Origin of the sequence: Mammaliicoccus fleurettii (assembly GCF_002018435.1) — a bacterium.
Taxonomy (GTDB): Bacteria; Bacillota; Bacilli; order Staphylococcales; family Staphylococcaceae; genus Mammaliicoccus; species Mammaliicoccus fleurettii.
Genome location: NZ_MWJM01000002.1, coordinates 77,866 through 90,757, shown reverse-complemented (window position 1 = coordinate 90,757; position 12,892 = coordinate 77,866). Strand labels below are relative to the sequence as shown.

Here is a 12,892-nt window from a genome sequence, read left to right as displayed (position 1 = left end):
CTCCTTTAAAAGTTTTTGGGGTTATCTACATTTAGTCCATACTGTTCAAAAAATTCATCTTTAAAATCAAGTAATCGATCTTCTCTTATTGCTTGGCGTATATTCTCCATAAGTTTTAATAAGAAATACAAATTATGATATGTAGTAAGACGAATTCCAAATGTTTCATCTGCTTTAATCAGATGACGCAAATATGCTTTAGTATAGTTTCTACAAGTGTAGCAATCACACTCAGGATCTAGTGGTGATAAATCCTGCTGATATTTAGCATTCTTAATCACGACTCTACCTTGAGAAGTCATGCATGTACCATTTCTTGCTATACGCGTTGGTAATACGCAGTCAAACATATCGATACCTCTTATAGAGCATTCAATCAATGCATCTGGAGAACCAACTCCCATTAAATATCTTGGTTTATTAAATGGCATTAATGGCGCAGTGTGTTCAACCATTCTGTACATTACAGGTTTCGGTTCACCTACTGATAAGCCACCAATTGCATAGCCAGGAAAATCAAGTGAAACTAAATCTTTAGCACTTTGCTCTCTAAGATCCTTGTATTCTCCACCTTGGATTATGCCGAATAAAGCTTGATCTTCTGGACGTTGATGAGCTTCAAGACATCTTTCAGCCCATCTAGAAGTTCTTTCAATAGAATTTTTTACATATTCATATTCAGAAGGCATAGGAGGACATTCATCAAATGCCATCATTATGTCTGAACCAAGATCATTTTGAATATGCATAGCTTTTTCAGGACTTAAAAACAATTTAGAACCATTTAAATGATGTCTAAAATGCACTCCTTCTTCTTCAATCTTTCTCATATCACTTAAACTAAATACTTGAAAGCCTCCAGAATCAGTAAGTATCGGTCCATCCCAATTCATAAACTTATGTAATCCACCCACTTTAGAAATGATATCACTTCCAGGTTGTAACCACAAATGATAGGTATTACTTAAAATGATTTTAGCTTCCATTTGTTTAAGTTCTTCAGGACTCATTGTTTTAACCGTTGCTTTTGTTCCGACAGGCATGAACATTGGTGTTTCAAATGAACCATGTGGCGTATGAACAATTCCTAATCTTGCACCAGACTGTTTACAAGTCTTTATGTGCTCATATGTTACTGCAGGCATGTTGTTACTCCTTTTCTATATTAATATCATTGCATCTCCAAAACTAAAAAATCTATATTTTTCATCTACTGCATGTTGATATGCATGAAGTATATTTTCTCTTGTTGAAAGTGCTGATACAAGCATTATTAAAGTAGATTTTGGTAAATGGAAATTTGTAATAAGTCCATCAATTGCTTTAAACTCATATCCAGGATAAATAAAGATATCTGTCCATCCACTTGCTTCTACAAATCCATCATTTTTAGATCGAATCGTTTCTAAAGTTCGTGTAGATGTTGTGCCAACCGAAATGATTTTATTACCTTCTGATTTAACTCTATTTAATAAATCAGCAGTCTCTGCTGTCATCTGGTAATATTCAGAATGCATTTCATGATCATCAATATTATCAACACTTACTGGTCTAAATGTACCTAAACCAACATGTAAAGTAATGAATGCAATATGAACACCTTTCGCAGCAATTTCTTGTAATAAATGTTCAGTAAAATGTAATCCTGCAGTTGGTGCTGCAGCAGAACCAACTTCTTTTGCATAAACAGTTTGGTATCTATCTTGATCTTCCAAGCGTTCTTTAATATATGGAGGTAGAGGCATTTCGCCTAGTTCATCTAATCTTTCTTGTAGAATTCCTTCATAGGAAAGTTTCATAATTCTTACGCCTTGCTCTAATTCTTTAACGCAAGTCGCAATTATTTTCCCTTCACCGAAAGACACAGACTGACCTACTTTTATTCTTTTTGCAGGTTTAATTAATACTTCCCATTCATTATCTTCATGTTGAGTAAGCATTAGCATTTCAACCTTTGCACCTGTTTCTTCTTTTAAACCAAACAATCTAGCTGGCATCACTTTAGTGTCATTTAAAACTAAACAATCGCCTGGCGCAAGTTGGTTTACAACTTCTTTAAATGTTAAATCTTCTAATTCACCTGTTTTTTTATTACATTTAAGTAACCTACTGCTTTCTCGATCTAACAGTGGTGTTTGTGCAATTAACGATTCAGGTAAATCAAAATCGAAATCTTCAATATTCACAAACTTTGCCTCTTTCCTAATGCTTTTTATACTCGAAGTGATCATAACTAATTGCAGTAGCACGACGACCACGAGGTGTTCTTTCTATAAAGCCTTTTTGTATTAAATACGGTTCGTAAACATCTTCTAATGTAATACGTTCTTCACCAATTGTTGCAGCTATTGCATCTAATCCAACCGGTCCACCTTTATAATTATTCAAGATACATTGCATAATTTTATAATCTATATGGTCGAGACCTTCTTTATCAACTTGCAATAAATCAAGCGCATGCTTCGTTATATCTATTGATATAGACTGATTACCTTTAACTTGAGCAAAATCACGAACTCTACGCAATAATCTATTTGCTATACGTGGTGTACCTCTACTACGTTTAGATAGTTCATTGGTACTTTTATCGTCTATCTCAACATTGAAAACTTCTGCAGTACGTTTAATAATTTCTTCTAAGCTTTTATCATCATAATATTCTAATCTCAAATGAACACCGAAACGATCTCTTAAAGGCGCTGATAAACTACCTACTCTAGTAGTTGCACCGACCAATGTAAATGGCGGCAAATCAATCCTAATACTTCTCGCTTCTTCACCTTTACCTACAACAATATCTAAGAAAAAATCTTCCATAGCAGGATACAAAACTTCTTCAACAACTCTACTCAGACGATGTATTTCATCTATAAATAACACATCTCCAGGTTGTAAAGCAGAGAGAATTGCAGCTAAATCTCCTGGTCTTTCAATTGAAGGACCACTCGCAGTTCTTAAGTTTACATCCATCTCATTAGATATAATATGAGCTAAAGTTGTTTTACCTAACCCTGGTGGTCCATAAAGTAGACAATGATCTAAAGGCTCTTCTCTTAATTTTGCAGCTTTAATAAAAATATCTAAATTAGATTTAATATTATGCTGACCTATATATTGACTTAAAGTGTCTGGTCTTAACGACAATTCATTTTGGATATCATCGTTATGTTCATGCTCATCCATTAATCGCTCATCCAAAAAATCACCCCATTTACTGAATAAGTAATGCTAAACCTCTTTTAACACATGCATCGACTGTATCAAATGATTCTTTTTCTAGACGTTTTTTAACTTTACTTAATTCACGTTTTGAATAACCTAAAGCTTCTAAAGCTAATAAAGCTTCTTCTAACAAGTCGTTATCTGAATGACTATTATTAGAAAATAGCTCTGACTCTTCGGTAATTATTAATTTTCCTTTTAAGTCTAATATAATTTGTCTTGCTGTTTTCTTACCAATTCCAGGGAATTTAGTTAAATAAGCTTCGTTCTCATTTTCAATAGCAATTGCCACTTCATTTGGTGTGCTAGATGCCAAAATAGCTAAAGCTGATTTAGGTCCTATCCCAGTAACTTTGATCAAACTTAAAAACATATCTTTTTCTTCAAGATTAACAAATCCATACAATAATTGAGCGTCTTCACGAACAATTAATTGTGTATATACTTGTGTTTCTTGATCCAGTTTTGACTGAAAACGATATGAATTTGGTGTTTGAATTTCATACCCTATACCATTTGTTTCTACAACAATATGTGACGGATATAACTGTGTAACTTTTCCCTTAATATATGCATACATTTAAATAACTTCCTTTACATGCTCATTCCGATGACTTCTACTTCATCTACATACGGACTTTCTTTTATTGCATCCATTAGTTCATCTAATGATAATTCAATATTTGTTGCATTTAATGAAATTGTAATAGTTGCTCTATTTTTCATTGGTAAGCTTTGATGAATCGTAAGAACAGAGCCTTTAACTTCAGCAATTTTATTTAAAACTGTAGCAAGCATACCAATTTCATCTTGCACATATAAAATTAAAGTTAAATTCCTCGTCTGTTCTTCCAATCTATCTATAGGAAAAATCGTATCTTTATATTTATAAAACGCACTTCTTGATAAATTAAATTCTTTAACTGCATCATAAATTGTTAGATTGTTATTTTTCAATAACGCATTTTTAACTTTAATAGTTTTTTGAACAGATTCTGGTAAAACATCTTCTCTAATTAAATAAAACCTTTTTGTTGATTCATTTGATTTTTTCAATTGGAACACGCCCTATTCGACAAATTCAAATTCTCCACCTAATATTCTAACTATATCACCATTTGATGCTCCACGTTCTCTTAATGCATCATCAATACCCATTGAACGCATTTGTCTTGCAAATCTTCTTACAGCTGCATCACGATTAAAGTCAGTCATCTTGAATAATCTCTCTATAGAGTTACCAGATACTACATATGCTCCATCATCATCTCTTGTAATTACAAAATGATCTCTAGATTTCTCATGTTTATATACAACTCTATGAACACCAGTTTCTTCTTCAACACTATCAAAATCCATGCCTTCTGTTTCATCCAGTAAATCTGCAATTTCATACAATAACTGATCAACATTTTTTCTAGTAACAGTACTTATTGGAAGTATTTTGACATCTTCTTCTAACTGTTCTTTAAACATGTCTAATTGTGTCTCTGAATCAGGTAAATCCATTTTATTAGCTACAACAATTTGTGGTCTTCTAGAAAGATTCTCGTTATATGATTTTAATTCTCGATTAATTGTAACATAATCATCATATGGATCTCTTCCTTCCATTCCACTCATATCAATAATATGAACGATTACTCTCGTTCTTTCAATATGTCTTAAAAATTGATGTCCTAAACCGACACCTTCTGATGCACCTTCAATTAAACCTGGTAAATCGGCCATTACAAATCCTCTACCATCATTTGTTTGAACGACACCAAGATTTGGTTTAATCGTTGTAAAATGATATGCACCAATTTTCGGTTTAGCTTTAGATACTATAGATAGTAATGTAGACTTACCAACACTTGGGTAACCTACAAGTCCTACATCGGCCATTAATTTAAGTTCTAATGTGACTTCTAGCTCTTCGCCTGGTTCACCATTTTCACAGAAATCTGGTGCGGGATTACTAGCAGAAGCAAACCTTGAATTACCTCTACCACCACGTCCACCTTTTGCGACTGTAGCGCGTTGACCATGTTCAACAAGGTCAGCTAAAACTTCTTCATTTTCAATATTTTTAATAATTGTACCAGGTGGCACTTTTAATATTAAGTCATCTGAGCCACGACCATGCATGTTACTACTTTGACCATTTTCACCTTTCTCTGCTTTAAACTTACTTTGGAATCTAAAGTCTAATAAAGTACGTAAACCTTCATCTACCTCAAATATAACGGAAGCACCTTTACCACCGTCACCACCAGCTGGACCACCAAATGGAACATACTTTTCACGACGAAAAGCAACTAAACCGTTACCACCATCACCAGCTTTCAACGAAATCTTGACCTGATCTATAAACATGTTTACACCTCTAATTCATTTATATTGATAAAAAATTCTATTTCTTTTGCATTATCGTTTCCTGATAAAATTTCAAAATTATAATCGGAAAACATTGTTTTTAATTGATTGTCACTTAACGTCAATTCATTAAGAAATACATCCAAAATGACAAATTCTTCTTCTACATTTAAACATAATCTTATTTGAATATCATCTTGTTGACTTTTAATAACTGTTTTTAAATATTGGTAAATTTCCAATAAAATGTTGTCTGCTAATTCTAGATTGTTCTGATAATAGTTATGATTTGAGCATTCAATTTCAAATGTCCATTTAGAGCCTGACGTAGATATTTTGTGTTCAAATACTTCACGCACAAATTTTCTACAAGGTGCATTTAAAAACAACTGTTCTTGCTTTAAATCTTTGTATAACTCATCAAGTAATGAATTAACCTCTTCATCTTTGCCTAACTGTTTATATGTATATAACAATTGGAATTGATTCACAAAATCATGTCTCGACTTTAAATACACATCTAAATTATTCATTTTATCACCTATATTATCAATATTCATAACATTAATTATAACATTATCACTATACGATTAAAAAAAGAAACACCAGAAAAAATTCTGGTGTCTCAATATAGTGATTATTCAGCAGCTGCGTATACAGATACTTTCTTTTTGTCACGACCAAAACGTTCGAATTTAACAACGCCGTCGATTTTAGCGAATAATGTATCGTCTCCACCGCGACCTACGTTTTCACCAGCGAAAACTTTAGTTCCACGTTGACGATATAAGATAGAACCACCTGTTACGTATTGACCGTCAGCACGTTTAGCACCTAAACGTTTTGATTCAGAGTCACGTCCGTTTCTTGTAGAACCTACCCCTTTTTTCGATGCGAAAAATTGTAAGTTTAATTTTAACATGAGTTACACCTCACTTGTAATTTAGTTTAATATATTGTCCATATTCTTCTTCAATTGTCTTCAAAGAAATTATGAGACCTTGTAATAATGTTTGTGCTTGTTCATTTTCTAAGTTTACACTACGTATATGAAAATATCCACCGTCGTCACTGTAATCTATATCAGGTGTTTCATCAGTTAAGCCAATGATTGCATTTGTTGCACCAAAGACGACTGCTGAAGCTCCAGCACAGACTAAGTCTTTGCCATATTCACCTGAATCAGCATGTCCAGACATCTCAACATCTGTAACTTGCCCTTCTTGATTCAAACTAATATCTACATTAATCATTGCTTACGCGTTGATTTTTTCGATAGTTAATTTAGTGTAAGGTTGACGATGACCTTGTTTACGTTTGTAGTTTTTCTTTGCTTTGTATTTGAAAACAGTGATTTTTTTACCGCGTCCTTGTTTTTCAACTTTAGCAGTAACTGAAGCACCTTCAACAACAGGTGATCCAACTTTAACTGAATCTCCACCTACAAATAATACTTGGTCAAAAGTGAATGAATCACCTTCATTTACGTCTAATTTTTCAACCCAAATTGTTTGACCTTCTTCTACTTTAACTTGCTTTCCGCCAGTTTCAATTATAGCAAACATACTTGCACCTCCTAATTTTTTAAGTCACGCCATTCATAGGTGACATTCGTACTTTATATACCTATGATCGAGCGGTTGTATGTAGCCTGAAACTACTCAACTTCAATAGATTACCACCTACAGCCTATGATGTCAATATTCTTTAACTAATTTGTATTTCTTTCTAATAATTTTAGAACAAACGGAAAAATTATGATTAAACAAATTAAATTAAAGAAAACTGTTGGTATAAATCTAAATAGAATAATTTGGATAATATTAATTGAAGCAATTCCTAAAAATCCATAAAAAATCATTACCCATATTTCTAACAACACAACTGAACATATTAAAAGTATTACCATCATTAATATGTCTCTATAAAATACTTTGAATAATTTATCCATCATTATTACAAAAATAGTATAGCCAAATGTATATACCCCGTATATGCCACCAAAATAGATATCAGTGAATATTCCAGTTACGATGGCTAAAATTATTGCTACTTTAGGATTTTTGTACACTGCAATAATTAATAAATATAAAAATGTTAATCTTGGTACGACTATAAATGTTTCATTAAAGACATTTATTGGAGATAGACGCGTTAATATGATATCTAAATAGAATAATATAACGCCAATTAAAGGAATAACGTAAAATCTCATTATTCCTCACCACTTTCTTTTGAAGAAGGTATTGTTTCCGGATCTCTCTTCGCAACGTATACGTGGTTCAAGTCTTTAATGTTTGTAGATGTTTTTATGTATGCAACTTTAGATAATCCATACTCATCATTTTCTACCTTTTCAACTTTCCCAACTAGTAGTCCTTTAGGAAGCTGATCGCCTAAACCGTTTGTAACTACTTTAGATCCTTTTTTTATATTGTATTTATTATCTATATCACTGATAACTAATAAATCTTTATCTTCATCATATCGATTTATCATACCGAAAATATTTTCTTCATCTTGTTGAATATCGACTGATAGTTTACTTGTCTTCACGCTAGTAGATATTAACTCTACTTGTGAAGAAAATTGATTAGCTTTTTTAATTCTTCCAACTAAACCTTCACTCGTAATAACAGCCATATTTTCTTTCATTCCACTTTTTTTACCTTTATCAATAATGATTGTATTCATCCATTGATCAGGACTTCTACCAATAACAGTCGCTGAAATTGGATTAAACTGTGAAATATCTTTCATATCTAACTCTTTTTTCAATGATTTATTTTCTTTTTCTAATCTTGCTTTATCAGCTTTAATTTGGTCTGTACTTTTAACTTCTTCTTTTAATTTGTTGATGTCTTCATCCGATGTGAAGATATTTGAGAAAAAGTCTGATACAAAAGTAACTGGATAAGAGATAATTCTTCCACCAAAAGAAGATGTATCACTCGCATATTGTTCACTAAGCGATGCTGATTGTGCTCTCACTGAATAACCAACTATTACAATTAATAAGACCATAGAAATAAGAAAAAACATTAATTTATTATTTTTAAAAAAATTCGACAATCTAAACACCTCTTAATCTTCAAATGTCTAAATAACAATGATATTACTATTTTAGCTTACAGTTCACTTTAAATAAAGTGAGAGACCGTCGAAATTAAAAATTAATATGAAGTTTTTGGTAATAATTTTATATCTGAGTTCATTTCACTTAAATCATTAATTAAATCTTGCTCAGTTTGATACACATACATTTTCGATTCACCAAACTTATACAAAATATACTCAGTACCACGTTGACCAGCTACATAATCGTCATCGTAACCCATACGCTCTAATCCCGAAACATCCATAAATTCGCTTTTATTTATCCATTTAAATGCATGCTTTGTTTGACTTAAAGGAACATTTTGTAACAATGGATTGTCTTCTACTTCATATGTAGCATTTGCTCGTTGTGGCGCAATTTCTTCAGTTTCTTGATTATCACTATTATCAAATGGATTTAAATCGCTAATAGCAGGAACATTTCTGTACACAATTACGACTATAATTACAATTGCCAATAATGCTAATAAATTTCTAATTAACCTAAATAACCATCTCAATATTATAGACACCTCTCATTCATATATATTATACAAAAATATAATATAAATCATCATCGGGCTTTGGACTGAACTCTATAATCATTCTGTAGTCTGATGTATTTTTATCAATTCTCATATATAATCTCATTAAGAGGTGAAAATAATGGAATTAATATATATATTCTTAGCTATCTTGTTTTTAATTATCTTTTTCCGATTTTTTGTTGGGTTACTAAGAGTTGTCATAAAATTAGCTATTATTGCTTTAGTAATTTACTTCATATATCAAGGTGTTCTTTACTTTATGTGACCCTTAATGAATATCACTTGATTTTTATTAAAGAAGAAGCCGAGACAATAATTTGTCTCGGCTTCTTCTTTTTATTTATTTAGTAATTTTTTTAACAAGAATAAAGTAAGTGATACTAAAATACCCCACACTATGCCTGCACCAATTGATCCAAGAATAACACTAAATGAAAGTGATGATTCACTATTTGTTAATGTAAGTAATATTGATGAAAGAAATACACCTATAACACCTAATGCCATTATAATTCCATAGTCTTTTTTTACAATCGCTCTTTTCTTTCGTTGAAAAATAGATATTATGAATAACAATGGTAAAACAACTAAAATAAATGTAATGATTTGCAAATCAAAAACTCCTGACTCATTTTTATTTATATTATACCATTGTATCATTCATAAACATCATTAATTTCTATGTCTTCACGCATAATATAATCATTTTCAAAAATACTTATAAATTCTCCATCCCCAATAATGATATGATCAAGTAAATCTATTCCCATTAATTCACAGCAATATAGAATTCGTTTAGTCGTTTTAATGTCTTCTATAGATGGTGTTGGATCTCCGCTCGGATGATTATGAGCTATTACAATGGATGCCGCCGAATGTTTGATTGCCTCTCTTAATAAATCTCTCGGGTGTACTACTGCCATATTCAAAGAACCTATAAATATAGATTGTTCATGTATAATTTGATTTTTAGTGTTTAATAGCAACGCAACAAAGTGTTCTTGCTTTAAATATCTTAGTTTCTCCATCAAGTAATTTGCTACATCTTGTGGCTCATTTATTTCAAATTTATCCAATACTGTATTACTATGCATTCTTTTAGCTAATTCAATGACAGCTAAAATAGTAATGGCTTTAGATTCTCCTATTCCATTTACTGTTAATAATTCAGGCAAAGTAAGGTGCCTTAATTCTCTAGTGTTCTCTACTAAATTTAACACTTTATTTGCACATTCTAAACTCGAATATTGTTTACTACCAGAATTGATGATTATTGCCAATAACTCTCTATTAGTTAGTTTATCCGGACCATAAGATTTTAATCTTTCTCTCGGTTTATCTTCGTGTTGTAAATCTTTAATTTTAATGACCATGTAAGCCTCCTAAAAAATAATAATTAAGTTGATGATTAAAAATCAAAACAAATAGTGTAGAAACTGTGATAAAAGGAACTAAAGGAACTTTCTTCATAAGATTTTTACAAGCACAAGAATAAAGTAAGACGAAAATTCCTGCAATAATGAACGTGAACATAAACATTAATAAAAATTGAGAATTGGATAGTATAATACTTAATAAAGAAAATAGTTTTATATCACCGTATCCTATACTTTTATTAGAAATAAAATAAACACAATGAAGTAAAAACAGAATAAGAATTGATAATAAAAAACCTTTCAACGACATATCAAAAAGCACTAAAGCTGTTATAAACATTATAATTAATACATGGTTAGGAATAATATAGTGCTTCATATCATAAATAGATAAAGGGATTAAAAATATGACTAAGAAATAATATAATAGAGGATCAAACGGTGTATTGCATATTAGAGGTATTAAAAAAAGTGTTCCTAGTATAAGTTCACATAAAAATAAATCTAGAGATATCCTACTCTTGCAAAATCTACATTTACCTTTTAAACATAAGTAACTGATAATTGGAATAAGATCTCTAAACAAAATATTTTTACAACAATTCTCACACTTAGAACGACTATGAAACATATTATAATTTATGTTTGTTGTACTTGTGAGTTGATACATATAACTAGCTAAAATTGCCCCCAACAAAAAGAGTAAAGCCATTATTTCATTCTCCTTTTTTGATATATATAAATATACCAAAACAACTCGTTAAACGTATAACTACAGTTTTTGAACTTATGAGTATGCCATTATAAACATTAAAATATTATTCATAAAAAAACTTGAAAAACTCTATGTAATAACATGAGTTTTTCAAGTTTTGTAATATTTATAAAAGTTAAAAACCTAATCCTAAAGCAACGAATATTCCAGCCATACATATAACAACCCATAGTACTAATAACTTCCATATAAATTTCACCCATTTAGTATAAGAAATTCCGGCAACAGCCAATCCACCCATTAAAGAGGCGGAAGTTGGGAATATACTATTACTCACTGCGTCTCCATATTGGAAGGCAAGTACTGCCATCTGTCTATTTATACTTAATAAATCAGAAATCGGAACCATAAGAGGCATAGTTGTCATTGCTTGGCCCGATCCTGATGGTATAAAGAAGTTTAAAATCATTTGAATAACGAACATCATACCAACCGTAATACTAGCTGGTAAATCTTGAATGGTGTTTGTTAAATAATACACTATAGTATCTATAATTTTACCATTTTCTAATACGACAACAATTGCTTTAGCAAATCCTACAATTAAAGCACCGAACAAAATAGATTTCATTCCTTCTACTAAAGCATCAAAAGTTCCATTAAACCCTAGACCACCGATAAACCCTGCTAATAAACCTGCTAATAAGAAATTAGCACTCATTTCATTAAAGGACCATCCGAATGTAAAAATACCAAATACGTTAAAACAAATTGCCGCGACTAGCAAAACTAAACAAAATGATTGTCGTTTTGTAAATCTGCCAATCTTAGGTTGGTCAGCAATATTATGTTGTTCTTCTTGTTCTAATTCATATACTAAACTTTTCTTTGGATTTTTCTTAACTTTTCGAGCATATAACATTACATAAATGATGCCAACAATCAATACACATATATAAATGATCGTTCTAAATTGCCAGCCTGAAAACAGAGGAATTTCAGCGATTTTTTGTGCGACTCCAACCGTAAATGGATTGAGCATGCCTCCTAGAAATCCTGCTGCTGCCCCCATTATAATCATTGCTGTACCAGTCATCGCATCATACCCAACTGCTCTTGCGATTGCTATACCTATCGGAACAAATATAATAGTTTCTTCAGCCAATCCAATAGAAAAACCGAGTAATGAGAAAATAAACATCGTTAGAGGAATCATAAATTTGCCGTTTTCCCCTAACTTGTTCATTGCAGCATTTACACCATTTGTAATAGCGCCAGTCTTATGTATAATACCAAAAGCGCCACCTACTAGAAATATGTAAAAAATAATATCCGCGCCACTAATTAAACCTTCAGGAATCGATCTAAAGATTTCTAAAAATCCAGATGGTTGACTGTCTACTAAATGATACGTACCTGATACAACTTCTTCTCGATCATTTACAGTTTTACGTTCAAATTCACCTGAAGGTATTACATAAGTTAGCAAGCAACTTATCGCAATAATAAATAGTAAAATCGCATATGTATGAGGATTTTTGAATTTTATTTTCTGTTTATTGTTTTCTTTCATATAA

Annotated in this window: 18 protein-coding genes and 1 other annotated feature; of the genes, 1 reads left to right on the top strand and 17 read right to left on the bottom strand. The window is 31.3% G+C overall.

What is annotated here, in order from left to right; all coding sequences use genetic code 11:
- Nucleotides 1-5 precede the first annotated feature (5 nt).
- The 13 genes from tgt to B2G86_RS01870 all read right to left on the bottom strand — a co-directional run bounded on the left by tgt (nt 6) and on the right by B2G86_RS01870 (nt 9,197).
- Complete coding sequence (gene tgt / locus B2G86_RS01930) at nt 6-1,145, bottom strand: tRNA guanosine(34) transglycosylase Tgt (protein WP_078356456.1); 1,140 nt, start codon at nt 1,143-1,145, stop codon at nt 6-8.
- Nucleotides 1,146-1,160: 15 nt separating this feature from the next.
- On the bottom strand, nt 1,161-2,186 hold the full coding sequence (queA, locus tag B2G86_RS01925) for a tRNA preQ1(34) S-adenosylmethionine ribosyltransferase-isomerase QueA (protein WP_078356455.1): 1,026 nt from the start codon (nt 2,184-2,186) through the stop codon (nt 1,161-1,163).
- 16 nt (nt 2,187-2,202) lie between these two features.
- Nucleotides 2,203-3,183, bottom strand: coding sequence for a Holliday junction branch migration DNA helicase RuvB (gene ruvB, locus B2G86_RS01920; RefSeq protein ID WP_404932019.1), 981 nt, complete (start codon nt 3,181-3,183; stop codon nt 2,203-2,205).
- Nucleotides 3,184-3,211: 28 nt separating this feature from the next.
- Complete coding sequence (ruvA, locus tag B2G86_RS01915; protein WP_078356453.1) at nt 3,212-3,802, bottom strand: Holliday junction branch migration protein RuvA; 591 nt, start codon at nt 3,800-3,802, stop codon at nt 3,212-3,214.
- Between the two features lie 14 nt (nt 3,803-3,816).
- Nucleotides 3,817-4,278 (bottom strand): ACT domain-containing protein, encoded by a 462-nt coding sequence (locus tag B2G86_RS01910; RefSeq protein WP_078356452.1) that lies wholly within the window; start codon nt 4,276-4,278, stop codon nt 3,817-3,819.
- A 12-nt stretch (nt 4,279-4,290) separates the two neighbouring features.
- Nucleotides 4,291-5,580: a GTPase ObgE gene (gene obgE, locus B2G86_RS01905; RefSeq protein WP_078356451.1), complete on the bottom strand. Its 1,290-nt coding sequence runs from the start codon at nt 5,578-5,580 to the stop codon at nt 4,291-4,293.
- 2 nt (nt 5,581-5,582) lie between these two features.
- On the bottom strand, nt 5,583-6,113 hold the full coding sequence (locus B2G86_RS01900) for a Spo0B domain-containing protein (RefSeq protein WP_078356450.1): 531 nt from the start codon (nt 6,111-6,113) through the stop codon (nt 5,583-5,585).
- Nucleotides 6,114-6,217: 104 nt separating this feature from the next.
- Nucleotides 6,218-6,502, bottom strand: coding sequence for a 50S ribosomal protein L27 (rpmA, locus tag B2G86_RS01895; protein WP_016911519.1), 285 nt, complete (start codon nt 6,500-6,502; stop codon nt 6,218-6,220).
- 10 nt (nt 6,503-6,512) lie between these two features.
- Nucleotides 6,513-6,833 (bottom strand): ribosomal-processing cysteine protease Prp, encoded by a 321-nt coding sequence (locus tag B2G86_RS01890; RefSeq protein WP_016911518.1) that lies wholly within the window; start codon nt 6,831-6,833, stop codon nt 6,513-6,515.
- Between the two features lie 3 nt (nt 6,834-6,836).
- Nucleotides 6,837-7,145 (bottom strand): 50S ribosomal protein L21, encoded by a 309-nt coding sequence (gene rplU / locus B2G86_RS01885; RefSeq protein WP_016911517.1) that lies wholly within the window; start codon nt 7,143-7,145, stop codon nt 6,837-6,839.
- Between the two features lie 12 nt (nt 7,146-7,157).
- Nucleotides 7,158-7,232 (bottom strand) — a sequence feature (ribosomal protein L21 leader region).
- Between the two features lie 59 nt (nt 7,233-7,291).
- Nucleotides 7,292-7,795, bottom strand: a complete 504-nt coding sequence (mreD, locus tag B2G86_RS01880) for a rod shape-determining protein MreD (protein ID WP_078356449.1) — start codon at nt 7,793-7,795, stop codon at nt 7,292-7,294.
- Nucleotides 7,795-8,652, bottom strand: a complete 858-nt coding sequence (mreC, locus tag B2G86_RS01875; protein ID WP_078356448.1) for a rod shape-determining protein MreC — start codon at nt 8,650-8,652, stop codon at nt 7,795-7,797. The genes mreD and mreC overlap by 1 nt, the downstream gene beginning before the upstream one ends.
- A 101-nt stretch (nt 8,653-8,753) precedes the next feature.
- On the bottom strand, nt 8,754-9,197 hold the full coding sequence (locus B2G86_RS01870; protein WP_078356447.1) for a DUF4930 family protein: 444 nt from the start codon (nt 9,195-9,197) through the stop codon (nt 8,754-8,756).
- A 145-nt stretch (nt 9,198-9,342) separates the two neighbouring features.
- Between B2G86_RS01870 and B2G86_RS13365 the strand changes: the two genes are divergently transcribed.
- Nucleotides 9,343-9,489, top strand: a complete 147-nt coding sequence (locus B2G86_RS13365) for a hypothetical protein (RefSeq protein WP_191092288.1) — start codon at nt 9,343-9,345, stop codon at nt 9,487-9,489.
- A gap of 71 nt (nt 9,490-9,560) precedes the next feature.
- Here the strand turns inward: B2G86_RS13365 and B2G86_RS01865 are convergent, their stop codons facing one another.
- From B2G86_RS01865 to B2G86_RS01850, 4 genes are all read right to left on the bottom strand, one after another.
- On the bottom strand, nt 9,561-9,884 hold the full coding sequence (locus B2G86_RS01865; RefSeq protein WP_239733477.1) for a hypothetical protein: 324 nt from the start codon (nt 9,882-9,884) through the stop codon (nt 9,561-9,563).
- Nucleotides 9,881-10,597, bottom strand: coding sequence for a RadC family protein (radC, locus tag B2G86_RS01860; RefSeq protein WP_078356445.1), 717 nt, complete (start codon nt 10,595-10,597; stop codon nt 9,881-9,883). The genes B2G86_RS01865 and radC overlap by 4 nt, the downstream gene beginning before the upstream one ends.
- A complete protein-coding gene (locus B2G86_RS01855; RefSeq protein ID WP_078356444.1) occupies nt 10,587-11,312 on the bottom strand; it encodes a prepilin peptidase in 726 nt (241 codons plus the stop codon). The genes radC and B2G86_RS01855 overlap by 11 nt, the downstream gene beginning before the upstream one ends.
- A gap of 178 nt (nt 11,313-11,490) precedes the next feature.
- On the bottom strand, nt 11,491-12,888 hold the full coding sequence (locus B2G86_RS01850) for a YfcC family protein (protein ID WP_078356443.1): 1,398 nt from the start codon (nt 12,886-12,888) through the stop codon (nt 11,491-11,493).
- Nucleotides 12,889-12,892: the final 4 nt, after the last annotated feature.